Source organism: Ornithinicoccus halotolerans (assembly GCF_009602535.1).
GTDB classification, from domain to species: domain Bacteria; phylum Actinomycetota; class Actinomycetes; order Actinomycetales; family Dermatophilaceae; genus Ornithinicoccus; species Ornithinicoccus halotolerans.
The window spans coordinates 1-21,966 of the sequence record NZ_WIQI01000044.1; the positions used below are offsets into that span (position 1 = coordinate 1).

Consider the following 21,966-nt stretch of genomic DNA (forward strand, 5'->3'; position numbering starts at 1 on the left):
TGCCGGGGCTGTCCATGAACACGTACCCCGGCCCGGGCAGCGGCTCGGCGTAGTCGAGGACGTGGTCCAGCTCGCCGGTCTCGGTCGCCACCCGGGCGACCGCCGGGAGCACCCGCAGCCGGCGGACCGGCCCGGTCGACTCGGCCAGCGCCCGCTCCAGCCCGGGCAGCGCGGCGTCCTCGTCCCCGGTGGCCAGCGCCAGCAGCGCCCGGCCGGGGTGGCCGTCGTGGCCGTGCTCGGCGGCCTCGTCGTAGCAGCCGCGCGCGGCGTCGTACTCCCCGCGCAGCCGGTGCACCTCGCCCTCCTCGTAGCGGGCGAGCCCGGCGGCGAACGGCGCCCCGATCTGCTGGTACCGCTCACAGGCGAGCCGGAACTCCTGGCAGGCGTCGTCGAGTGCGCCGTCGAGCGCCATCAGCTGGCCCCGGTGCACCGCGCACTGGCCGGTGTAGGGCACCAGGTCCGGTTGCTCCTGGCACCACTGCACCAGCGCCGCGGTCCACTGCCGGACCCGGTCCAGGTCACCGAGCTCCTGGCAGGCCTCGACGGTGCTGCAGTAGACCTGCCCCGCCAGGATCGGCGTCAGCCGGGAGGAGAGCAGCCCGGTCATCGCGTGGTCCAGCAGCGTCAGGCCGCCGGCGATGTCGTCGCGGTACAGCCGCAGCCGGCCCAGGACGTGGGTGCCGACCACCTGCAGGTCCGGCACCTGGTGCCGCTCGCCGACGGCCCGGACCTGCTCGACGGCCTCCTGGGCGCCGGCGAGGTCGCCGCCCTCCAGCCGCATCAACGCCTGCGGCAGCAGCAGGTAGCCGCGTTCCGGGCAGTCCTCGGGGCCGCGCTCCAGGTGCTCCCCGGCCCGGGAGAACCAGCCGGCGGCCACGGCGTGCTGGCCGGTCTCGACGTGGGACATCCCGAGCCAGAACGCGCACCGGGCGGCCGCGCAGGGGTCCTGCTCCCCGGCGGCCTGGTCGTGACCGCGCTGCAGCAGCCGGCGCGACTGCTCGCGGTCCCCGCGCAGGTGGCAGGCGGTGCCCCACCGGATCAGGTCGTCCACCGCCAGCGGTGCCTGCTGGTCCAGGGCCGCCAGCCGCGCTGAGGTCTCCGTCCACGCCTGGCCCTCATAGGCGCGGCGGGCCAGCTCCAGCTCCTCGACGACCGTCACGTGCCGCTCCGCTCCCTCCGTCCTCACGCTACTCCTGGGCCGGCGGGACCACCACCACCGCCGGCAGCCGCGGCCCGCCGGCCACGGTGGCCCGCGGGCAGCGGGGAAGCGGGGAGCGGGTGGGCTCAGGCGGCGGCCGCGCGGGCGGCGGCCCCGTGGCGGGCGGTGACCTGCTGCACCACCCGGGCGGCGTCCTCGCCGGCCCCGCCGATCAGCATGGAGCGGAACGAGGTCTGGAAGGACAGCCCGCAGAAGTACAGGTCCGGGACGTCGGTGGCGACACCGTCCTGCTCGCGCGGCCAGCCGTCCTCGCCCAGCACCGGCAGCTCCACCCAGTCCAGGGTGTGCCGGTAGCCGGTCGCCCACACCACCGAGCGCACGTCCAGCACCCGCCCGCCGGCCAGCTGCGGGCGGCCGTCGACGACGCCGGTGACCCGCTCCTCGAGGCGCTCCACGCCGGCGGCCAGCAGGTCCGCCCGCTTCCAGCGCAGCGCGGGGCCGCCGTGGTGGCGGGTGTGGACCAGCATCCTGCGGCCGACCGGGGTGTGCCGGTTCATGACGTGTCCCCACACAAACCAGAGCACCGGGAAGGCGGCCCGCATCCGGCGGCTGTGCAGCGGCAGCGGGATCTGCCCGCAGTCGCGGCCGGCCAGCACCGTCGGCCGGTGCGCGGCCAGCTCATGGGCGATGTCGTGCCCGGAGTGGGAGGCACCGACCACGAGCGCGGGCCCGTCCGGGAGCTGCTCGGGCCTGCGGTAGTCGCTGGAGTGCAGCTGGTAGATCGCCGGGTCCAGCGCACCGGCCAGCTCCGGGACGGCCGGCGCGCGGCCGAAGGTGCCGGTCGTGAGCACGACCGCGTCGGCCGTCCGCCGGCCCTCGGGGCTCTCCACGAGGAACGGGCCGTCAGCACCGGCGGGGCGGGACAGCCGGGTCGCCCGGATCTGGTGCTGGACCGGCAGCGCGAACCGGGCGGCGTAGTCCTCCAGGTAGTCGGCGACCTCGTCCTTGGTCGGGAACCGGTCGCCGGGACCGGGGAACGGCAGCCCGGGCAGGCCGTCCAGCCTGGCGGGGCTGTACAGCTCGAGGCTGTCCCACAGCCGCCGCCACTGGTCCCCGGTGCGCCGCTCGGCGTCCAGGACCTGGTGCTCGATGCCCGCCCGGGTGAGGTGGTAGGAGGTCGCCAGACCGGCCTGGCCGCCGCCCACCACGAGGACGGGCAGGTGACCGTGGTCGGTCGTGCTGCTGGCCGGCCGCGCGGTGGGAGCCGGGATGCCGCTGGTGTCTGGTGAGGTGCTCATGCCTCGACGCTAGGAACGCGCGGGTACCCGCCGCGTCGGGCGATCGGGCCGGCTTCGCCAGGCCGGCGGTGGGGTGATCACCCCAGTCGCCCGCCTCCGTCACCTCACCGCACCGGGTGCACCTCGCCGCCGGTCAGCCGGACCAGGTCGTCCAGCGTGGTGGCCACCATCGTGTGCACGTCACCGCCGCCGGCCCACAACCGCTCGTAGCGGCCCAGCTCGGGGTCGATCACGGTGCGCAGCGGCTGCGGGTGCCCGGCCGGGGCGACGCCACCGACCCGCTGGCCGGTGTGCTCCAGGACGAACTCGCGGCTGGCCCGCCGCAGCCGCGGCAGCCCCAGCTCGGCGGCGACCTTGGCGGTGTCCACCCGCGCCGCGCCGCTGGCCAGGATCAGCACCGGCTCGCCCGCCGCGTCGAACACCAGCGAGTTGCAGATCGCGCCGACCTCGCAGCCGAGCTGCTCGGCAGCGGCCGCGGCGGTCGGCACCTCGGACTCCAGCCGCACCAGCTCCGGCTGCAGCCCGGCGGCGAGCATGGCCTGGCGCAGGACGGCGACGGGGTCACTGCTCGCGCTGCTCATGGGCCGACCCTAACCAGGCACAATGGCGAGACCGACGGAGGTGGTGACGCGGTGCAGATGCGGCCCGGTCGTGAGGCGTCCCCGCAGCCCCAGGGCGGGGTGCTGCTGGTCGACAACCACGACAGCTTCTCCTGGAACATCGCCGCCCTGCTGCACCAGGTCACCGGGCGCGCGCCGGTGGTGTGGCGCAACGACCGCCCGGGGGCCTGGGAGGAGCTGGCCGAGCGGCTGCGGTCGTTCGCCGCCATCGTGGTGGGTCCCGGGCCCGGCCGTCCGCAGCGGCCCGGCGACCTGGGTCTCAGTCTGCTGGCGCTGCAGCAGCGGGAGGTCCCGGTCCTGGGGGTGTGCCTCGGTCACCAGGGGCTGGCGCACCTGGCCGGGCTGCCGGTCACCGAGCTGCCCGACCCCCGGCACGGCCGGGTCAGCGAGGTCGACCACGACGGCACCGGCCTGTTCGCCGGGCTGCCCAGCCCGCTGCGGGTGGTGCGCTACCACTCGCTGACCGTCACCGCCGAGCACGACCGCGGCCGCGCGCGCCCACCCGGCCCGGCCCCGCCGCTACGGGTCACCGCCCGCGCCCGCGACGACGGCAGTGTGATGGCGCTCGCCGACCGCAGCGAGCCGCTGCGGCGAGCCGGGGTGCAGTTCCACCCCGAGTCGGTGCTCTCCGAGCACGGCGCGGCGCTGGTCGGCACCTTCCTGCGCGGCAACGGGGTGCCGACGCCGGGGGTGCCCCACCCGCCCGCGCCGGGTCAGCTCCGTCCCGACCCGCCGGCTTCGGTAGGGCGAACCGTGCGCTCCGGCGCACCTTTCACCCCACCGAGTGCCGCCCAACGCGGGACGGCCGGCCCGGTGCGGCGCGCCGGGGTCGCCACCGGTGACGCGCCGGACCCGCACCTGGCGCAGCCGCGGACCGGCCGCCCGGCCCGGCCGGTCCGCGTGGCCCGCGCCAGCTGGCCCGGGCCGGTCGACACCTGGCAGCTGCACGCCCGGCTGGTCGGGGACGCTCCCGACTCGGTCTGGCTGGACTCCACGCTGGGGGAGCGGCACGGCCCGGACTCCCCGGTAGCGGCCCGCTGGTCGGTGCTCGCCGACGCCCGCGGGCCCTGGGCGGACGTGCTCACCCACCGGGTCGGGGAGGGTGCCCGCACCCGGGGCGGCCGCCGCTACCCGGGGCCGCTGCTGCCGACGATGCAGGCGCTGCTGGAGCGCTGGCAGGTGACTGAGGACGCCGCGGCCGACCTGCCGACGGGGTTGCGGCCCGGGCTGCTGGGCTACCTGGGCTACGAGCTCAAGGCCGAGACGTGCGGGGCGAGCCCGCCGCCCCACCGCTCGCCGTACCCGGATGCGCGGCTGCTGCTCGCCGACCGGCTGGTGCTCGTCGACCACCACGCCAGCGAGGTGCACGCGCTCTGGCTGGAGGACGACGGTCCCGTCGCCGGTGGGCAGCGGGCCTGGGCCGAGCAGGTCGGCCGCGCGGTCGCGGCCAGCCGGTCCCGTCCCGGCGCGCCGGGGCTCCCGCAGGCGGGTGACCTGCCGGAGCCTCCCGACGACGCGAGCACCGCGGCGCTGCTGCGGCACGGCCCCGGCGAGTACCGGGCGCTGGTCGCCCGCTGCCAGGAGCAGATCCGGGCCGGGGAGTCCTACGAGATCTGCCTGACCACGGCGCTGCGCTGGCCACGACCGGTGGACCCCGGGAGCGCCTACCGGGCGCTGCGCGCGACCAGTCCGGTGCCCTACGGGGCGTGGCTGCGCGGCCCGGGCCTGGACGTGCTGGGCGCCTCCCCGGAGCGGTTCCTCTCGGTCGGCGCGGACGGCGCCGCGGAGGCCCGCCCCATCAAGGGCACCCGCCCGCGCGACCCCGACCCGGCTCGCGACGCGGCGCTGGCCGGCGAGCTGGCGGCGTCGGAGAAGGACCGTGCCGAGAACCTGATGATCGTGGACCTGCTGCGCCACGACCTGCACCGGGTGTGCCGGGCCGGCAGCGTCACGGTGCCCGAGCTGTTCGCCGTGGAGAGCTACGCGACCGTCCACCAGCTGGTGTCGACGGTCCGCGGCCAGCTCGCCCCCGGCATGGGAGCCCTGGACGCGCTGGCGTCCTGCTTCCCCGGCGGCTCGATGACCGGCGCCCCCAAGGAGCGCACGCTGGCGATCCTGGACGAGCTCGAGGCCCGCGCCCGCGGTGTCTACTCCGGCGCGGTCGGCTGGTGGGCGGTCACCGGCGCGATGGACACCTCGATCACCATCCGCACCGCCACGGTCGCCCACGGCGTCGCCGAGGCCGGTGCCGGCGGGGCGGTCACCGCCCTCTCCGACCCTGGTCAGGAGCATGCCGAGGTGCTGCACAAGGTCCGCGCGCTCGCCCGGGCACTGGCTGCCGGCGAGGTCACCCCGGTAGCGGCTCCCACCGGCCGCGGCGCGGCGATCGGGGAATAGTCACGGCCGGCCGGGGAATAGACCGGCGCCGACGGTGTTGGCTCCCGACATGAGCCCTTCTGTGCCCTCGATCGAACTCAACAACGGCGTCAGCATCCCGCAGGTCGGCTACGGGGTCTTCCAGATCCCGGACGACGAGACCCAGCAGGCGGTCGAGCAGGCGCTGGAGGCCGGCTACCGCCACATCGACACGGCGGCCGCCTACTACAACGAGAAGGGCGTCGGCGCCGCGCTGCGCGCCAGCGGGCTGCCGCGCGAGGAGGTCTTCGTCACCACCAAGCTGCGCAACGGTGACCAGGGCTTCGACTCGGCGCTGCGCGCGTTCGAGGACAGCCGGCAGGCGCTCGGCCTGGACGTCGTCGACCTCTATCTCGTGCACTGGCCGGTCCCGAGCAAGGACCTCTACGTCGAGACGTGGCGGGCCTTCGAGAAGCTGCTGGCCGAGGGTGCGGTCCGCAGCATCGGGGTGAGCAACTTCCTGCCCGAGCACCTGGAGCGGCTGGCCACCGAGACCGACGTGGTGCCCGCGCTGAACCAGATCGAGCTGCACCCGACCTTCCAGCAGCAGGCCACCCAGGCCGCCAGCCGCGCGGCCGGTATCGCCGTGGAGGCGTGGAGCCCGCTCGGCCAGGGCGCCGACCTGGAGCACCCGGTCGTGACCGGGATTGCCGACCGGCTCGGCGTCACCGCCGGTCAGGTCGTGCTGCGCTGGCACCTGCAGCAGGGCGCCATCATCATCCCCAAGTCGGTGACCCCCGCCCGGATCGCCAGCAACATCGACCTGTTCGGCTTCCAGCTCACCGACGAGGACATGACCGCGATCTCCGGTCTCGACTCCGACCAGCGCCTGGGCGCCGACCCGGCGGAGGCGGCCTTTACCCAGTACCGCTGACCCGGCCGACGTGGTCGGCCAGCCGCCGCACCGCGTCCGCGACCGGGGGCCCCACCATGACGGCGTCGTTGTGGCTCACCCCCGGGAGCACGACCTCCTCGTGCAGCGTGGGCGCGGCGGCGGCCACCTCGGCCGACATCGCCGGCGGCACGATCTCGTCGGCGTCGCCGTAGATCACGGTCACCGGCGCCTCGAGGGACCGCAGGTGCGGGGACACCTGGAGGCGCTCGCGCAGCAGCAGGCCCACCGGCAGCCAGGGGTAGTGGTGCTGGGCGAGGTCGCGCAGCCGCGGGAAGGGCGAGCGCAGCACCAGCCCGGCCGGCGGCGCCTCGGCGGCCAGGGCGGCGGCGACCCCGGTGCCGATCGACTCCCCGAAGTAGATCGTGCGCGCCCGCGGGTGCCCCAGCGACTCCAGCGTGGCCAGGCCGGCACGGGCGTCGGCGACCACGCCCCCCGAGTCGGGGGCCCCGGGGTTCCCGCCGTAGCCGCGGTAGTCCAGCAGCAGCACCGCCAGCCCCCGCTCGGCGAGGGCCTGCGCCAGCGGCGCCCGCGCCTCCCGGTGCCCGGCGTTGCCCGGGGCCACCAGCACCGCCGTTGCGGCCTGGCTGACCTGGCCGTCCCCGGGCGGGTCCTCCCGCGGTCCGCCCCGCGCCGGCAGGTACCAGGCAGTCAGTTGCAGCCCGTCGGCGGTGGTGAGCGGCACCTCCCGGCCGCCGGGGAGCACCTGCTCGACGGCGCCCGGCGGGCTGCCGTCCGGCAGGAAGATCAGCCGCCGTTGCCCTGCCCACAGCGCCAGCACCAGGACCAGCAGCAGCAGGAGCAGCACCGCCAGCGGCGCCAGCACTGACCGCAGCGGCACCGCCATGCCCCCAGCCTCTCGCGGGTGGCCGGTGCGGGCCAGCCGCTAGCCGGGGGCCGAGCCGGTCGCGGCCGACTGGTGGGCCCGGGCGGCGGTGTGCACCGCGCCGGCGCTGGCGGCGACGACCAGCAGGATCCCGGTCAGCTCCACCGGGCCGAGCGCCTGGTCCAGGACGACCAGCCCGGCGGCGGAGGCCACCACCGGGTTCAGGCTGAGCAGCACCGCGAACGTGGAGGGCGGCAGCGTGCGCAGCGACACCAGCTCCAGGGCGTACGGCAGCGTGCTGGACATCAGCGCGACCGCCAGGCCGATGAGCAGCACGCGGGGGGAGAGCAGGGCGGCGCCGGCGCTGCTGATGCCGACCGGCAGGCTCAACGCCGCGCTGACCGTCATCGCCAGCGCCAGCCCGTCCAGCCGCGGGAACCGGTCACCGGCCCGACGTGAGGTCAGCGTGTAGCAGGCCCACATCGTGCCTGCTCCCAGCGCGAACGCCACGCCGAGGAGGCTGCCCACCTGCAGCGTGGCGCCGGTGAGCGCCGCCGCCCCCGCGAAGGCCATCACCGCCCAGACCAGGCTCTGCGGCCAGCGTCCGGCGATCACCGACAGCACCAGCGGGCCGAGCAGCTCCAGGGTGACCGCCGTCCCGAGCGGGATGCGGGCGATCGCCTCGTAGAACAGGTGGTTCATGGCGGCCATCGCCAGGCCGAAGGCGAGGATCGCCAGCCAGTCGGTCCGCCGGTAGCCGCGCACCCGCGGCCGGGCGATCGCCAGCAGCACCAGCGCCGAGAGCGTCAGCCGGAGGGTGACCGCCCCCGCCGCGCCGGTGTGAGGGAAGAGCATGGTGGCGAAAGCGGCGCCGAACTGGGTCGACAGCGCCGCCGCGAGCACCAGGCCGGCGGCGCCCACGTGCGGGCGCTCGGGGGCATCCTTCCCCGTCGTCGTCGCGGTCCCGCCGGTGTGGTCCGGACCGCGGGTCGGGCCAGCCGCGCGACGGGCGAGGAAGCCGGGCCGGGTGCGCACCCTCGCCACGCTACGCAGCCGAGCAGCGGAAGTGAAAACGGCGTTCCGCCGGGACGGCCACCACGGGTGGCACGATGAGCGGGTAGCGGCTGCGGCGGAGGAGGACCAGGTGAGAGTGCTCGTGCTGGGCGGCAGCCACTTCGTGGGCCGCGCGGTCGTGGCGGAGGCCCGGCGCCGCGGTGACGAGGTCACCACGCTGAACCGCGGGCTCAGCGCCACCGGTGACAGCGACGGGCCGACGATCCGGGTCGACCGCCGCGACGTCACCGCCCTGCAGGCTGCGCTGGCGGACCGGGAGTGGGACGCCGTCGTCGACACCTGGTCCGACGAGCCCGCTGTGGTAGCGGCGTCGGCCCGGGTGCTGGCCGACCGGGCCCAGCACTACGGGTACGTCTCCAGCCGCTCGGTGCACCGCTGGCCGCTGGCTCCCGGCGCGGACGAGACCGCACCGGTCGTGGACGGGGACCCTGACAGCGAGGACGGCTCGGACTACGCGGCGGCCAAGCGGGGCGGCGAGCTGGCGGTGCTCCGCCACTTCGCGGGACGAGCGCTGCTGCCGCGGCCGGGGATCATCCTGGGGCCGTACGAGGACGTCGGCCGGCTGCCATGGTGGCTCGGCCGGATGAGCACGGGCGGCCGCGTCCTCGCGCCGGGCCCGCCGGAGCTGCCGCTGCAGTACGTCGACGCCCGCGACCTCGCCGGCTGGATGCTGGACGCCGCCCGGCGCCGGCTGACCGGGGCGTTCAACACGGTGAGCCACCGCGGGCACGCGACGATGCGGCAGCTGCTGGTGGCCTGCAACCAGGTCACGGGCAACCGCGCGGAGCTGGTCTGGCGATCGGCCGAGGCGGTCCAGGCGGCGGGGATCGCGCCGTGGACGGAGCTGCCCATCTGGGTCCCCGCGGGCACTGAGCTGGAGGGGCTGCACGCAGGTGACGTCTCCGCGGCGCACGCCGAGGGCCTGCGTTGCCGTCCGGTGGAGGAGACGGTGGCCGACACCTGGCACTGGCTGCAAACCGAGGGGGTCCCGCCCGGCAGGCCCGGCCGCCCGCCGCTGGGAGTCGACGCCGAGGCCGAGCGCCGGGCGCTCGCGCAGCCGGACTAGGGGGACAGCTGGGTGAGGAGCCACTCCGGGCCCGTCGTCGTGCCGCCGGCCGCTTGGACGCGCTCGCGCAGGCCTCGGTCGGCGGTCACCACGGTGACGGCGTGGCCGTCGTCCCCCACCTGCCTGCTCACCTCGTCGACGATGGCGTCGTCCCCCGACCCTGCCGCGTGGACGGTGCGTACGCTGCCCTGCTGGCGGGCCGGGCCGCCCCGCTTGGCGGCGCCCTCCAGCACCAGCACGACCTCGTCGTAGGAGAGGGTGGCCGCCACCAGCCGCTGCTGCAGCCGCCGGGCCGCACCCGCCCGGTCGTGCCACCAGCCATCCGGACGGCTGCCGACGACGTTCGCGCCGTCCACGACCAGAACCCGCATCGGCCAAGAGTACGGAGCGCTCCCCCGAGGCATGCCCACCGGGAGCGCCCAGCCCGTTGCGGGCTGCCTCTCACCTGGGGAGGAAGGACACCGGCATGGCCGCTGACCAGGGGTCGCCTGCCCTGCTGGTGGAGCGGTGCTCGCCCGTCCTCATGATCGGCAGCAGCTCGACCGCGTGCGCCGCCCGTCCGAGGTGGTGGTCGAGCGCGGTCATCCGTCGCGTGACCGAGGGCCGGCCGCCGAGCGCCGCCCGCTCCACGAGGTCCCTGATGCGGTCGATGATGGTGAGCGGCAGCGCCGCTACCACGTTGCCGGGAGGGCGGCGGGCGACCACCGGGTGAGGCCGGGTGGGTGAGACCCTGCGCACCACCTCCCAGAGGAGGCCCAGCCGTCGCAGGTCACCGGGTTTCAGCTGCTCCTGCAGCCGGGGCAGCAGCTCGTCCTCCTCGTCGCGGACGTCCTCACGCAGCACCTCGGCCAGGCGGTGCAGGAGTGGCTCGCGCTCGCCGTCCTGCAGCGCCAGCGTCTCCAGCCGCGTGACCAGCTCGTTGACTTCCTGGTGCTCCTGCTCCACCCGCAGTGTCAGGGCCTCGCCATCGGGCAGGAGGCGACGCAGCACGGGCCACAGCACCGATTCCTCGGCGAAGGCGTGCGGGAAGACGAGCCGGTACAGCGCCAGCAGGACGCGCCGCTGCTGCTCCGGCGGGCACGCCGCCAGCTCCACCAGCAGCTGCTCAAGGCGGACGTGGTCCGACTTCTGACGACTGAGCACACTCATCCGCCCGCCCAGCTCGTGGGTGTCCTGCTCGGCCAACGACCGCAGGGTTGTCCGGGCCGCTGGCTGCGTCATGGGGTCCTCCGGGGACGAGAGCAATGGCTCCCATGCTCACCCAGCCAGCTCCGGCTGTCCTGCCGACCAGTCCGGGGCAGCGATAGGCTGCGGAGCATGTACGCGGGGATAGGGGTCGCGCTGGGCTTGACCCTCGGGGTGGCGCTGTGGCTGGTCACCGACCAGGTCGCCTTCCTGGCTTTGCTCGGCCTGGGTGTGGCGCTCGGCGCAGGGCTGGACGCCCGGAAGGGAGCCGACGAGGGGCAGGGCGGTGAGAGCTGAGGCGGATGGCTCATCGGTTCTCCGCTCAGGTCTCGGCGGCTGACCGGGCCTCGATCGCTGCCGTGAGCGCGGCGCCGACCAGTGGAGCGCGGCTCTCCGGCAGCGGCGCGTACCCCACGAGCAGGCCCCGTCGGGTGCTGGCCCGGGCACAGCTGGACAGCGGCTCCACCAGGTAGCCGCTGCGCTCCACCCGGGCGGCGACCGCCTGGTCGTCGGTGTCCTCCGGCAGCGGGATCGTCAGGTGCAGCCCGGCCTCGACACCGGTGACCGGCAGCCGGCCCACGAGGGCCTGGACGAGGGCGGCCCGCCGGGCCGCGTAGAGCCGGGTGGCCCGGGCCAGGTGGCGGGTGAGCCCGCCGCTGTTGATCAGCTCGGTCAACGCGAGCGCGTCGGCCTGGCCGACCCCGAGCCGCAGCTCGTCACAGGCAGCGCGGACCGGCTCCAGCAGCCGGGGCGGCGGTACCAGCCAGGCCACCCGCAGTGCGGGGGTAAGCACCTTGGACACCGTCCCCAGGTACGCGACGTGGTCCTGGGCGCCGGCCAGCGCGTGCAGGGCCGGCAGCGGGGGCACCCCGTAGCGGAACTCGCCGTCGTAGTCGTCCTCGACCACGAGGTTGCCGGTCCGGCGAGCCCACTGCACCAGGGCCGCCCGCCGCTCGACCGGCAGCCGCCCACCCGTCGGGTACTGGTGTGCCGGTGTCACGTACACCCCGCGGTCACCGGGCTCCAGCAGCGCCGGGTCGAGCCCGTCCTCGTCCACGGGAACCGGGCGCACCCGGGCGCCCAGCCCGGCGAAAGTAGCCACGGCCCGCCGGTAGCCCGGGTCCTCGACGGCGACCTGCGCGCCGGTGATGCCGAGGGCCATGCCCAGCACCCGGAGCCCCAGCGCGACCGCCGGGAGCAGCACCAGCCGCTCCGGCTCCACGGTGACCCCACGGGTCCGGCGCAGGTGACCAGACAGGGCGGCCGCGAGCGGGCCGTCACTGGTGTAGGCGTCATCGGCGATCGGGGCGGCCGCCGCAGCCCGCCAGGCCCGACGCCACTCGGCACGGTCCACCAGGCCGGTGTCCGGTCGTCCGGGGCGCAGGTCGAGTGGCTCGGGCCCGCCCGAGGGCCCTTCCCGGTCCACCGGCGCGTCCCGGGCTAGGGTGCGGCTCGGGCGCGGTGGTGGGACTGCCTCGGCCGGCGTCACGTGGCTGGCCGCCCGGGCCACGAGCGCCTCACGCGCACCGGGCGCGACGTAGGTGCCGGAGCCACCGCGCGTGACGACGTACCCCGCGGCGAGCAGCTCCTCGTACGCGGCGATCACACTGGTGCGGCTGATCCCCAGCTGGCCGGCCAGCGCGCGGGTGGCCGGGAGCGGGTCACCCGGAGCCAGGCGCCCGTCGGCGACCGTGGCCAGGACGGCGTCGGCGACCCGGCGTGGCAGCGGCGCAGACCCCGGCGGCAGAGTCAGCGGCACCTCGATGGGGCGTGCGGAGCGGGGCACAGCGGCACCATACTGGTTTGCGCTGATCAGTGATTCTGGCGGTTGCCCGCAGGCCGGTTGCCCGCTGGGATGATCTGGTGACCACCAGGAGCAGCAGGACGACGGACGACACCAGCGGGGCCACCGCCGCCGAGCCAGCTGAGCTGGCGCGGGTGGGCCGGAAACCGGACCGCGCGGCAGGGGACCGCGCCCACCTGGACGCCGTGCTGGACGCCATGCTCATCGGCACCCTCAGCACGGTCGTGGACGGCTGGCCGTGGGCGGTCCCGATGCTCTACGCGCGGGTGGGGGACGGGATCGTGCTGCACGGCTCAACCGGCGCGGGCGCGCTGCGGCAGGTGGCCGCAGGAGCCCCGGCCTGCTTCACCGTCGCCCGGCTGGACGCGATGGTGGTGGCCGACACCCTGTTCGACCACTCGGCCAACTACCGCTCGGCTGTGGTGCGGGGCCGGCTCGAGCCGCTGCACGGCGAGGAGCACCGCGCGGCGCTGCTGGCGATGACCGAACGGCTGCTGCCCGGCCGGGTGGCCGAGGTGGTCGACGTGACGGCCAAGGAGCTGGCCGCGACCCGGTCGCTGCGGCTGCCGATCGCCGACGGCGGCTGGACGGTCAAGACGCGCACCGGCTCGGCTGGCGAGCCGGGTACCGACCCTGGTGCCTGGCGTGGTGTCGTCCCTCTCCATGAGCGATGGGGTGACCCGCAACCGGCGCCCGGGCAGGACCCCGAGGCGCCGGTGCCCGCCTCGGTGGCTGCGCTTGCCCGCAACCGCTAGCTGGACCCGTCAGCGGCGGTCGGCCCGCACCAACCATCCGTTTCCGCCTCACAAGGATGCCGTTCGCGCGGTATTCACAAAGATGTCGCCCGCGTGGCCAGAATCCGAGCTCATGCGGACACCACCCGTCCTCCCGGCTACCTAATCTGAGATTCACCGGAGCACGCACAGCCAAGGGAGTTGCCATGCAGCGGTTCCAGCTCGACATCGCCGATTCCGACATCCAGTCAATGCGCGATCGGTTGGCGCAGACCAGGTGGCCCGAACAGCTACCCGGAACCGACGGCTGGTCCAAGGGCGTACCCGTGGCCGAGGCGAAGGCCTGGGCGCAGGAGCTGGCCGAGTTCGACTGGCGTGCTCTGCAGGACGAGCTCAATGCACTCCCCCAGTGGACCGCCGAGATCGACGGCACAACGATCCACTTCGTGCACGTGCGCTCAGAGCGTGACGACGCGGTCCCGCTGCTGCTCCTGCACGGCTGGCCGGGGACAGTCGTGGAGCTCATCGACCTCATCGAGCCGCTGACTGGGCCGGAGTCCGACGGTGACCCGGCCTTCCACGTCGTCATCCCGTCGCATCCGGGTGTCGGACTGTCGGGTCCGACCACCTCACCGGGCTGGGGGGTCCCGCGCACGAGCAGGGCGTATGCCGCGCTGATGTCCCAGCTCGGCTACCAGTCCTACGTTGTCCAGGGCGGAGACCACGGCGCGGTCCTCGCCCCGCACCTCGGCCGCGTCGACGTCCAGCGGGTGCGCGGCATTCACGTCAACGCCGCCACTCTGGGGTTCATGCCAATGGCTGAGATCGACGAGGAGACCGCTGGCGACCTGTCGCCGGTCGAACACCGCCGGCTGGAGCTGATCTCGACGTTCCTGACCGACGGCAACGGCTACAACGTCATCCAGGCCACGCGACCGCAGACGATCGGTTACGGCCTCGAGGACTCACCGGTGGCGCAGCTCACGTGGATCGTGGAGAAGGTCGAGCAATGGACCCACGATCCGGCAAGGCTCACCGACCGGCACTACCGAGACCGCCACCTGGCGAACGTCCTGCTCTACTGGTTGACCCGCACTGCCACCTCCGCCGCCGACAACATCTACGCGGCCTACGGGGAGCTCTTCGCCGACCCCCAGACTGCATTCGCCGACTCGGGTGTCCCGACCGCGGTGATCGCCTACGCCGAGGATCCGTCGATCCGCCGCTTTGCAGAACGGGGCAACACGATCGTGCGATGGACCGACGTCGATGACGGGGGCCACTTCGCTGCCCTCGAACAACCCGAAAGCCTGGTCGCCGACCTCCGAGCATTCGTGCGCGACCTCGCGTGAGCCGGTCAGCCTCAGCGAGGCCTGTGCCCCCGAACCGACTCCGGCGAGGCAGAACGCATCTTCTGGTCCTCGCCGATGAGCGGGTGACGGTCAGCGGCCCGACAGGGGCCACGAGGCGCCGTTGCCGGGGCAGCAGCGATGTCCAGCTGCGCGGGCTGCGAGGTTCCCCTCACGCGTCCTGGGAGTAGACCAGTGCGGCGTACGGGCCGATGGTGACTCGAGCGTGCTGGCCGTAGCCGTCGTACCCGTGCGGCTCGGTGTCGAGGTCAGTGACGTGCACCGCACCCAGGCCGGGCCCGAAGAGCGGCGCGTCGGTGTTGCAGCGCACTCGCCACCGCCCGGGGCGGGGCATCCCGAGCGGGTAGTCCCATACCGGCGTGGTGCGCAGGTTCAGCACCACCACGGTGTCGTCGCGCGGGCCGCCGCCGGAGGAACGGTGGTAGGCCAGGATCTTGCGGTCGTCGTCGACACGGATCACCCGGGTGTGCCGTCCGGCGAGTCCGCGGGTGGCCCCGGAGAGGTTCCGGCGCAGCGCGACCAGCTGCCGCGTCAGATGCAGGAAGCCGGCGTGCCGGTGTGCCTTGTCCCAGTCGACGGGGGTCTGGTCGTCGAACCAGCGGTCCTCCAGGACGTCCTGCCCCTGGAACAGCATGGGGATGCCAGGAGAGGTCAGGGTCAGCACCAGTCCCAGCGCGGCGCGGGTGCGCGCGTGCCAGGAGTCGGCCGCCCCCGGGAAGACGGACTCGGGCAGCCGGCTCCTGCCGTTGGCCACCTCGTCGTGGGACTCGGTGTAGATGACCCGTTCATGCGGCGCGCTCAACCCGTGCCCGGTGACGGCGCGTGCCACGGCGGACAGGTCGCGGTGCTCGTCATCCGGGGTCTCGAGGGCGGCGCGGACGGGGTGCACGAAGCCGGCGTCCCACTGGGAGTGGAAGCCCAGCCCGCCCTCGCCGCTGGGCCGGGTGACGGTGGGGTCGCCCTGCATGTCCTCCGCGATCAGGAGCTTCCACGGCTGGCGGGAGCGGATGTCGCCGGTCGTGGCCGCCAGGAACCGGTGTCCGGCGGCGATCCGGCCGCGGGGGTGGTGGACGTCGCCCCACCGGGAGCGGATGTACTGCGTCGCGTCGAACCGCAGGCCGTCGACTCGGAAGTCCTCGAGCCACATCACCGCCGAGTCACGCAGGTAGTTGCGCACCTGCTTGCGGTCGTAGTTGGGCCGGGTCGCACCCCACGGGGTCAGTGCGCGACGGTCGTTGTAGAAGTAGCTGCCGCCGTAGTGCCGTCTGCGGCCACCGTCGATGCGCCACAGGTGGAGGTCACCGGGGCCCAGGTGGTTGTAGACCACGTCCAGGATCACAGCGATGCCGCGGGCGTGGGCGGCCCGTACGAAGCGGGCGAAGGCGTGCGGGCCGCCGTAGGAGGGCTCGATCGCGAACAGGTGCGAGGGGTTGTATCCCCAGCTGACGGGCCCGGCGAAGGCGAACGGCGGCATCACCTCGACGGCGTTGACCCCGAGCCAGGCCAGGTGATCGAGCCGGTCGATCGCCAGGTCGAAGGTGCCAGGCCTGCCGCCATCGGCCGCGAACGTGGGGATGTGGACCTCATAGAGGACCAGGTCGTCCCACCCCGGCATCACAAACTGGTCCTCGCTCCAGTCCAGCGTCCGGGCGTCGAAGACCACGGCGTCGCCGGCGGAGTGCGTCACCTGCCGGGCGACCGGGTCGATGCGGGAGCGGTAGGGGCCGCCGCTCCTGATCAGGAACCGGTAGTGGCTGCCAGGCCCCGCGCCGGGAACGAACGTCGACCAGGTGCCCGAACGCGCGTTGTCGCGGCTGAGCCGCGCCCTGGCTGCCGGGTCCCACCCGAAGAAGTCACCGGTGACCGCGACCTGGCGCGCGTTCGGCGCCCACACCCGGAAGGTGACCCCTCCGTCATGCGGGACCGCCCCCATCCCTGGGTGGAGGGAGGGAGAGCCAGGCACGGCTGCCGATCCTAGGCGGTCCCGACGTCAGCGATGTCGGCTGCCCGGACGGGTGTGGGCCACGACGGACGGCGCTCCCCGCGAGAGCCCGTTCGGCTCAGCGGGTGCCGGGCGGGGGCGTGAGGTCGTAACGGGCGATCACGTCGTCCAGCCACGGCGCACTCCCCATCTCCAGGCCGTGCTCACGCGCGAGGGCCGCGATGGCCTCGGGGTCCGGGGGCCCGTCGGCGCCGGCCTCGCCCACTGCCCAGAAGAAGTGCTCGAAACCGGCCGGGCTGATCACCTCGATCATCCGGGCAGGCACCTTGCCGGCGTTCCACATCGTGTGCGTCTCGCCCCGGGGCTTGGTGATGTAGCCGCCGGGGCCGAGGACGACCTCCCGGTCCCCGGACCGGAAGCCGATCTCGCCTTCGGTCACGATGGAGTACTCGTCCTCCCTGGTGTGGAGGTGCGGCGGTACGCAGGCGCCGACGGGAAACGGATGCTCGACGATCGACACGAGCCCGTTGGTCTGCTCGCCGAACAGCTTGAAGACCACCCCGATCGTGCCGAGGGACGCCTCCGTGCCCTCGCCGGGTTGCACGATCGTCAGTTCTGGCGCGTCGCTGCTGCTCATGGGCCGGACCCTCCTCGGGTTACACAGTACAGTGGTGTACGACGAAAGCATCGTCCTGCGGAGAGCTGGTGTCAACGGTTTGACTGAACACATTCGTTCGCCGAAACAGCGCGCGTACCGGAAGGTGAAGCGCGCCGAAGGCGAACAGGCGACCCGGGCACGCATCGTTGACGCGGCTGAAGCGCTGCATGCCGAGGTGGGCCCGGCTCGCGCCACCATCTCCGCGATCGCCGAGCGCGCCGAGGTCACCCGGGCCACGGTGTACCGGCACTTCCCCGATGACGAGTCCCTGTTCTTGGCCTGCTCGCAGCAGTGGCTCTCTCGGCAACGGCTGCCTGACCCGAGGGGGTGGGACGCCCACGACGATCCCTTCGCCGTGCTGCATACCGGCCTGACCGATATCTACCGGTACTTCCGCGACGGCGAGCCGATGCTGAGCTCGGTCCTGCGGGACGCGGCCGTCCTGCCTGCCCGGCTCACCGAGGACCGGCTCGCGAGCGAACGGGAGTGGCAGGCGCGGCTGACGCGCGCACTGCCCGGGCGGCGCCGGCGGACGGTGCAGGCCGCGGTCGCGCACGCGACATCGTTCGGCACCTGGCGGTCGCTGTGCGTGGACCTCGGGCTGTCGAACCGCGCAGCGGTCGACCTGATGGTCGCCATGATCGCTGCGGCCTCGTCACGTGGTCAGCACGCTTCGCGCGTGGGCTGAGGGCCGGACGGGCCGCGCGGAGAACTGCGAGCGGTAGCGGCCGGGTGAGATGCCGACCTCGTGGGTGAAGGCGGTGCGGAAGGTCACCGGTGACCCGTAGCCCACCTCGAACGAGATCCGGTCGACCGTCAGGTCGGTGACCTCGAGCAGCTCCTTGGCCGCCGCGATCCGTTCCGCGGCGACCCAGCGCATCGGCGTGGCGCCGACGTCCCGCTCGAACCGCCGGGCGAGGGTGCGGGGCGAGAGGTTCGCCGCGCGTCCCAGCTCGGTCAGCGTCACCGGCCCGCGGAGGTTCTCGCGCAGCCAGGCGCGGAGGTGGTCCAGCCACGCGGCGCTGTCCTCCAGCGGCTCCGCGTGCACGTACTGCGCCTGGTCACCGTCACGGTGGGCGGCGATCACGAGGTAGCGGGCGGTGGCGTTGGCGGCGCGCTCGCCGTGGTCGCGCCGGATCAGATGCAGGCACAGGTCGAGGCCGGCTGCGGAGCCGGCGCTGGTGAAGACGCCCTGGTCCTCGACGTAGATGGCCCGCGCGTCGACCTCGATGTCGGGGTACATCCGCTGCAGGAGCGGCGCGTGCCGCCAGTGGGTGGTGGCCCGACGACCGTCGAGCAGGCCGGCCTCTGCGAGCGCGAACGTGCCGGTGCACAAGGCCACCATGCGGGCGCCCCGGCCGGCGGCGCGCTGCAGCTCGCGGACCAGCCGGGGGCCGACCGACCGCCCCGGGGGCACTGCCGGTACGAGCACGGTGTCGCCGTCGGCCACGGCGCTCAGCGGCCGCTCGGGGGCCAGGCGTGCGCCGGTGTGGGTGCGCACGCCGCGCAGGTCACCGCACAGCGTCACGTCGTAGAGCGGGCCCTGGTCGGGGTCCCAGCCGTAGCCCAGCGCCTCCAGCGGCATGCCGATCTCGAACAGCGTCATGCCGTCGATGAGCGGGACCGCGATCGTGGGACGCTGGCTGGCCATGGTGGCAAGATCCTAGCAGTAAACGTCAATCCTGCCACTCCCGCGGGCGGCCGTCGGTTGCGACGGTTGAGCCATGCACTTCGACGACTTCATCGCCCAGCAGGTCAGCCAGACCAACGAGGCGACGGCCTCCCACCGGGGCGCCCCGCAGCCCCTCCGACGCCTGCTCCGCGCCCTGTGGAGCGGCATCCGCCACATCGCCTGGGGCATCGACGCGTTCTCCCGCGTGCAGCACGGGATCGACGTGCCCCCCGACCACGGTGCCCGCAACCGCCCCAGGTGGTAGCCGCCGGCGCGCTGTCACGTCACGCGAAGTGTCTAGCCGACGAGGGGTGACCGGCTGTAGCGTTCTCGACCAGCCACGTGCGTGCGCGGTCGGACGCACCCGACGACACGACGAAGTCTGTCGTGAGGAGGGCCGAGCTGATGGAGACGTTCCCCCAGAAGATCCTGGTAGCCGCCGATGGGTCCAGCGACTCGGTGCTGGCGCTGCAGATGGCGGGCCTGCTCGCGGCCAAGGTCGACGTGGAGCTGCACGTGGTCTACGTGGCGGTGCTCTCACCCTGGGTCATGACCGGCACGCTGTCCGACAAGGAGCTGCAGAAGGTGAAGCAGCAGCAGCAGCGGGTGCTGGACGAGCAGGTCCAGACGGTGGAGAAGAGCGGCGGACAGGTGGCGGAGGCGCACTTCCGGACGGGGCACCGGGCGGACGAGGAGGTCGTGAAGCTGGCCCGGGAGCTCGGGGCGGAGATGATCATCGTGGGCAGCCGCGGACGACGCTCCTTCGACCAGGCCCTGGTGGGCCGCGACTCCGACGGCATCGTCCGGTATGCCCCCTGCCCGGTCCTCGTGGCCCGTCCCGCAGGGCGTCCTAAGCCGAAGCAGCCACGCAACGAGAAGTCACGGAATCCGCGACGCTCGAATCCTCGGTAGTAACCAGCCGCGAAGGACGGGGTAGCCATGCTGGAGAAGGTGAGAGCGCAGGTCGGGCCGGTCTTCTACGTCTCCATCGCGCTGTCGGTGCTCTTCGTGCTCTGGGGCTCGCTGTTCACGGCGAACCTCTCCGAGGTGTTCACGGGCGCGCTGAACTTCGTGATCTCCAGCTTCGGCTGGCTCTATATGCTGGCCGTCACGGCCTTCCTGGCGTTCACGCTCTTCCTGGCCTGCAGCCGCTACGGTCAGATCCGCCTGGGCAAGGACAGCGACCGCCCTGAGTTCAGCACCGTCGGGTGGATCGCCATGCTGTTCGCCGCGGGCGTGGGGTTGAGCTTCCTGTTCTGGGGGGTGGCCGAGCCCGCCTCCCACTTCGCGACGCCCCCCTTCGGCATGGCGGAAGCGAGCAGCGTCGACGCGGCTCAGCTCAGCATGCAGTACACCTTCTTCCACTGGGGGCTGCACCCGTGGGCGGTCTACGCGGTGCTGGCCATGGCCATCGCCTACTTCAACTTCCGCTGGGACCGGGGCAACCTCATCAGCGCGACGCTCTACCCGCTGCTCGGGGACCGGGTCGACGGTCCCATCGGCAAGGTCGTGGACATCCTCGGTATCGTCGCGGTGCTCTTCGGGGTCGCCACGGCGCTGGGACTGGGCGCCCTGCAGCTCAACGGCGGCCTCTCCTACGTCTTCGGTGTCCCGGTCCGCGATGGGGTGCAGCTCGTGATCATCGCGGTCCTGACGGTCGCGTTCCTGATCTCCGCGGCCACCGGGCTGAAGCGCGGCATCTACTATCTCAGCCAGCTGAACATGGGCCTCGCCCTGGTTCTGGCGCTCTTCATCCTGGCCGTGGGCCCGACCGCGTTCCTGTTCGACGTCTTCACGCAGTCGCTGGGACAGTACCTCTGGGAGCTGCCCCGGATGAGCTTCTTCCTCAGCGTCTGGGAAGACAGCACGTGGGCGGAGAACTGGACGCTGTTCTACTGGGCGTGGTGGGTCTCGTGGGCGCCGTTCGTGGGGGCCTTCATCGCCCGCATCTCCAAGGGGCGCACGATCCGGGAGTTCGTCTTCGGAGTGCTCATCGTGCCGTCCATCGTGAGCTTCCTGTGGTTCACCATCTTCGGAGGGTCGGCGATCTTCCTGAGCCTCAACGGCGGGGCGAACATCGCTGAGACAGCGGTGGACAACCTTCCCAAGGCGCTCTTCGACACCTTGGCGGCCTTCCCGCTGGGAGAGGTGACCGCGGTACTGGCGCTGGTGCTGGTGACCATCTTCTTCATCACCTCGGCGGACTCGGCGACCTTCGTCCTGGGTTCCATGTCAACGAACGGCGACCCCGATCCGGCCGGGCCGATCAAGATCATCTGGGGCGTCGTTGTGGCCATGTTCGCGTCGGTGCTGCTTCTCGCCGGGGGGCTGAGTGCCTTGCAAACCGCGACCATCACGGCCGCGGTGCCGCTGGTCATCGTGATGATCGGCGTCTGCGTGGCGCTGATGAAGGCGCTCTCGAGCGAGGTCCGGGCCGAGCCTGGACCGGTGGGGCCGGCGAGCGCACGGCCGCGCGCGCCGGTGGCCGACCCCGGGCCCGGCGCCGCGTCCCGGGAGGCACACGAGGAGAGTGACCGACCGCCCCCCACCGACCAGTGAACCGAGGAGTGGCTCCGGCACGTGGCGTCCTCCGGGTGCCCTGCCCGCGCAGCCCACCATGCGGCGGGGGAGGTCTGCCAGACTGCGACTGGAGGCACACCACGACGCAGACGGGAGTCCTGTGGTGGGAACCGGCAGCGGAGACGAGCACGTCCACGCGCCCGGCGTGCACGCGCACATCTGTGGCGGCCCCGACCATCACAGCGGCGACTACACCCCGCAGCAGCGCCAGGACCTGGACCTGGTGCTCGCCTTCAACCGCCGGATGTCCGACCTGATCAACCAGGGCCACGACGTCGCCGAGGTCGAGGCGTTCATGGACCCCGACCCGCTGCGCTACATGTGGGTCGACGAGGGCCAAGGCCGGATCCCGGACATGATCAACGACGCCCACCGCGTCCTCGACCAGGCCCCGCCGCTGGCCGGACACCGCCGGGCGGGCGTCGACCAGGTGGACGGCTCGGACAACGCCGCCCGCCCCAGCATCGCCTGCCGCGGCGACGTGCGGCTGGTCACCTGGCTGGAGTGGGAGCCGGGGCAGGGAGACGTCGTGCGCGCCTCCCTCCGGACGGGAGCGGGTGAGCCGTCGGAGCCCGAGGCGGTCTCGGGCACGGTCGCCGACGTCTTCCGGCCCACCGCCGTGGTCACCACCGAGGGCGTGCCCTGGGTCTTCTTCGGGCGCCGTGACGCCG

General features: G+C 73.6%; 22 protein-coding genes. 11 read left to right on the forward strand and 11 right to left on the reverse strand.

Going from position 1 to position 21,966, the window contains the following annotated elements:
- The 3 genes from GFJ45_RS09195 to GFJ45_RS09205 form a co-directional block, all read right to left on the reverse strand.
- Positions 1–1,186 (reverse strand): helix-turn-helix transcriptional regulator (locus GFJ45_RS09195; RefSeq protein ID WP_153396421.1); only part of this gene is annotated, 1,186 nt, incomplete at its 3' end.
- A gap of 98 nt (positions 1,187–1,284) precedes the next feature.
- Entirely contained in the window at positions 1,285–2,457 is a 1,173-nt protein-coding gene (locus GFJ45_RS09200) for a flavin-containing monooxygenase (protein WP_153396423.1), read from the reverse strand.
- A 104-nt stretch (positions 2,458–2,561) separates the two neighbouring features.
- Complete coding sequence (locus GFJ45_RS09205) at positions 2,562–3,038, reverse strand: YbaK/EbsC family protein (RefSeq protein ID WP_153396425.1); 477 nt, start codon at positions 3,036–3,038, stop codon at positions 2,562–2,564.
- A 57-nt stretch (positions 3,039–3,095) separates the two neighbouring features.
- Between GFJ45_RS09205 and GFJ45_RS09210 the strand changes: the two genes are divergently transcribed.
- Positions 3,096–5,474: a chorismate-binding protein gene (locus GFJ45_RS09210; protein ID WP_153396427.1), complete on the forward strand. Its 2,379-nt coding sequence runs from the start codon at positions 3,096–3,098 to the stop codon at positions 5,472–5,474.
- Positions 5,475–5,523: 49 nt separating this feature from the next.
- Positions 5,524–6,366 carry an aldo/keto reductase gene (locus GFJ45_RS09215; protein ID WP_153396429.1) on the forward strand — a complete coding sequence of 281 codons (843 nt, stop codon included), beginning with the start codon at positions 5,524–5,526 and terminating at the stop codon, positions 6,364–6,366.
- Here GFJ45_RS09215 and GFJ45_RS09220 read toward each other — a convergent pair.
- Positions 6,350–7,231 carry an alpha/beta hydrolase gene (locus GFJ45_RS09220; RefSeq protein WP_194288601.1) on the reverse strand — a complete coding sequence of 294 codons (882 nt, stop codon included), beginning with the start codon at positions 7,229–7,231 and terminating at the stop codon, positions 6,350–6,352. The two genes, GFJ45_RS09215 and GFJ45_RS09220, sit on opposite strands and share 17 nt — an antisense overlap.
- A gap of 39 nt (positions 7,232–7,270) precedes the next feature.
- Positions 7,271–8,245: an EamA family transporter gene (locus tag GFJ45_RS09225; RefSeq protein WP_228386761.1), complete on the reverse strand. Its 975-nt coding sequence runs from the start codon at positions 8,243–8,245 to the stop codon at positions 7,271–7,273.
- Between the two features lie 31 nt (positions 8,246–8,276).
- Here GFJ45_RS09225 and GFJ45_RS09230 point away from each other — a divergent pair, with 31 nt between their 5' ends.
- Entirely contained in the window at positions 8,277–9,350 is a 1,074-nt protein-coding gene (locus tag GFJ45_RS09230; protein WP_228386763.1) for an NAD-dependent epimerase/dehydratase family protein, read from the forward strand.
- Here GFJ45_RS09230 and GFJ45_RS09235 read toward each other — a convergent pair.
- Both GFJ45_RS09235 and GFJ45_RS09240 read right to left on the reverse strand, forming a co-directional pair.
- Positions 9,347–9,721 carry an NYN domain-containing protein gene (locus tag GFJ45_RS09235; protein WP_153396433.1) on the reverse strand — a complete coding sequence of 125 codons (375 nt, stop codon included), beginning with the start codon at positions 9,719–9,721 and terminating at the stop codon, positions 9,347–9,349. The two genes, GFJ45_RS09230 and GFJ45_RS09235, sit on opposite strands and share 4 nt — an antisense overlap.
- A gap of 70 nt (positions 9,722–9,791) precedes the next feature.
- Positions 9,792–10,571 (reverse strand): hemerythrin domain-containing protein, encoded by a 780-nt coding sequence (locus GFJ45_RS09240; protein WP_153396435.1) that lies wholly within the window; start codon positions 10,569–10,571, stop codon positions 9,792–9,794.
- A 96-nt stretch (positions 10,572–10,667) separates the two neighbouring features.
- Here GFJ45_RS09240 and GFJ45_RS09245 point away from each other — a divergent pair, with 96 nt between their 5' ends.
- Entirely contained in the window at positions 10,668–10,832 is a 165-nt protein-coding gene (locus GFJ45_RS09245) for a hypothetical protein (RefSeq protein ID WP_153396437.1), read from the forward strand.
- 25 nt (positions 10,833–10,857) lie between these two features.
- On the opposite strand, the gene pdxR is transcribed toward GFJ45_RS09245, so the two are convergent.
- A complete protein-coding gene (pdxR, locus tag GFJ45_RS09250) occupies positions 10,858–12,321 on the reverse strand; it encodes a MocR-like pyridoxine biosynthesis transcription factor PdxR (protein ID WP_153396439.1) in 1,464 nt (487 codons plus the stop codon).
- A 77-nt stretch (positions 12,322–12,398) separates the two neighbouring features.
- Between pdxR and GFJ45_RS09255 the strand changes: the two genes are divergently transcribed.
- Together GFJ45_RS09255 and GFJ45_RS09260 are read left to right on the forward strand one after the other, a co-directional pair.
- The gene (locus GFJ45_RS09255) at positions 12,399–13,094 is read left to right on the forward strand and encodes a pyridoxamine 5'-phosphate oxidase family protein (protein ID WP_228386765.1); all 696 of its coding nucleotides are present in this window, start codon (positions 12,399–12,401) and stop codon (positions 13,092–13,094) included.
- A 185-nt stretch (positions 13,095–13,279) separates the two neighbouring features.
- On the forward strand, positions 13,280–14,425 hold the full coding sequence (locus GFJ45_RS09260) for an epoxide hydrolase family protein (RefSeq protein WP_153396441.1): 1,146 nt from the start codon (positions 13,280–13,282) through the stop codon (positions 14,423–14,425).
- Between the two features lie 169 nt (positions 14,426–14,594).
- Here GFJ45_RS09260 and GFJ45_RS09265 read toward each other — a convergent pair whose 3' ends face one another.
- Positions 14,595–16,406 (reverse strand): alpha-amylase family glycosyl hydrolase, encoded by a 1,812-nt coding sequence (locus GFJ45_RS09265; RefSeq protein WP_228386767.1) that lies wholly within the window; start codon positions 16,404–16,406, stop codon positions 14,595–14,597.
- A 97-nt stretch (positions 16,407–16,503) separates the two neighbouring features.
- Positions 16,504–17,022: a cupin domain-containing protein gene (locus GFJ45_RS09270; RefSeq protein ID WP_153396443.1), complete on the reverse strand. Its 519-nt coding sequence runs from the start codon at positions 17,020–17,022 to the stop codon at positions 16,504–16,506.
- A 34-nt stretch (positions 17,023–17,056) separates the two neighbouring features.
- Between GFJ45_RS09270 and GFJ45_RS16775 the strand changes: the two genes are divergently transcribed.
- Complete coding sequence (locus tag GFJ45_RS16775) at positions 17,057–17,731, forward strand: TetR/AcrR family transcriptional regulator (RefSeq protein WP_228386769.1); 675 nt, start codon at positions 17,057–17,059, stop codon at positions 17,729–17,731.
- Here GFJ45_RS16775 and GFJ45_RS09280 read toward each other — a convergent pair.
- Positions 17,699–18,694: a GlxA family transcriptional regulator gene (locus GFJ45_RS09280; protein ID WP_153396445.1), complete on the reverse strand. Its 996-nt coding sequence runs from the start codon at positions 18,692–18,694 to the stop codon at positions 17,699–17,701. The two genes, GFJ45_RS16775 and GFJ45_RS09280, sit on opposite strands and share 33 nt — an antisense overlap.
- Positions 18,695–18,767: 73 nt before the next feature.
- Here GFJ45_RS09280 and GFJ45_RS09285 point away from each other — a divergent pair, with 73 nt between their 5' ends.
- The 4 genes from GFJ45_RS09285 to GFJ45_RS09300 form a co-directional block, all read left to right on the forward strand.
- Positions 18,768–18,980: a hypothetical protein gene (locus GFJ45_RS09285; RefSeq protein WP_153396447.1), complete on the forward strand. Its 213-nt coding sequence runs from the start codon at positions 18,768–18,770 to the stop codon at positions 18,978–18,980.
- Positions 18,981–19,102: 122 nt separating this feature from the next.
- Positions 19,103–19,627 carry a universal stress protein gene (locus GFJ45_RS09290; RefSeq protein ID WP_153396449.1) on the forward strand — a complete coding sequence of 175 codons (525 nt, stop codon included), beginning with the start codon at positions 19,103–19,105 and terminating at the stop codon, positions 19,625–19,627.
- A gap of 39 nt (positions 19,628–19,666) precedes the next feature.
- Complete coding sequence (locus tag GFJ45_RS09295) at positions 19,667–21,274, forward strand: BCCT family transporter (protein WP_228386771.1); 1,608 nt, start codon at positions 19,667–19,669, stop codon at positions 21,272–21,274.
- 124 nt (positions 21,275–21,398) lie between these two features.
- Positions 21,399–21,966 (forward strand): hypothetical protein (locus tag GFJ45_RS09300; RefSeq protein WP_153396453.1); only part of this gene is annotated, 568 nt, incomplete at its 3' end.

Bases quoted from the DNA above. Each gene is read 5' to 3' on its own strand.
- GFJ45_RS09245 (WP_153396437.1), top strand. From the start codon at position 10,668: ATGTACGCGGGGATAGGGGTCGCGCTGGGCTTGACCCTCGGGGTGGCG.
- GFJ45_RS09235 (WP_153396433.1), bottom strand. From the start codon at position 9,721: ATGCGGGTTCTGGTCGTGGACGGCGCGAACGTCGTCGGCAGCCGTCCG.
- GFJ45_RS09210 (WP_153396427.1), top strand. From the start codon at position 3,096: ATGCGGCCCGGTCGTGAGGCGTCCCCGCAGCCCCAGGGCGGGGTGCTG.
- GFJ45_RS09220 (WP_194288601.1), bottom strand. From the start codon at position 7,231: ATGGCGGTGCCGCTGCGGTCAGTGCTGGCGCCGCTGGCGGTGCTGCTC.
- GFJ45_RS09200 (WP_153396423.1), bottom strand. From the start codon at position 2,457: ATGAGCACCTCACCAGACACCAGCGGCATCCCGGCTCCCACCGCGCGG.
- GFJ45_RS09260 (WP_153396441.1), top strand. From the start codon at position 13,280: ATGCAGCGGTTCCAGCTCGACATCGCCGATTCCGACATCCAGTCAATG.
- GFJ45_RS09285 (WP_153396447.1), top strand. From the start codon at position 18,768: ATGCACTTCGACGACTTCATCGCCCAGCAGGTCAGCCAGACCAACGAG.
- GFJ45_RS09280 (WP_153396445.1), bottom strand. From the start codon at position 18,694: ATGGCCAGCCAGCGTCCCACGATCGCGGTCCCGCTCATCGACGGCATG.
- GFJ45_RS09205 (WP_153396425.1), bottom strand. From the start codon at position 3,038: ATGAGCAGCGCGAGCAGTGACCCCGTCGCCGTCCTGCGCCAGGCCATG.
- GFJ45_RS09215 (WP_153396429.1), top strand. From the start codon at position 5,524: ATGAGCCCTTCTGTGCCCTCGATCGAACTCAACAACGGCGTCAGCATC.
- GFJ45_RS09270 (WP_153396443.1), bottom strand. From the start codon at position 17,022: ATGAGCAGCAGCGACGCGCCAGAACTGACGATCGTGCAACCCGGCGAG.
- GFJ45_RS09240 (WP_153396435.1), bottom strand. From the start codon at position 10,571: ATGACGCAGCCAGCGGCCCGGACAACCCTGCGGTCGTTGGCCGAGCAG.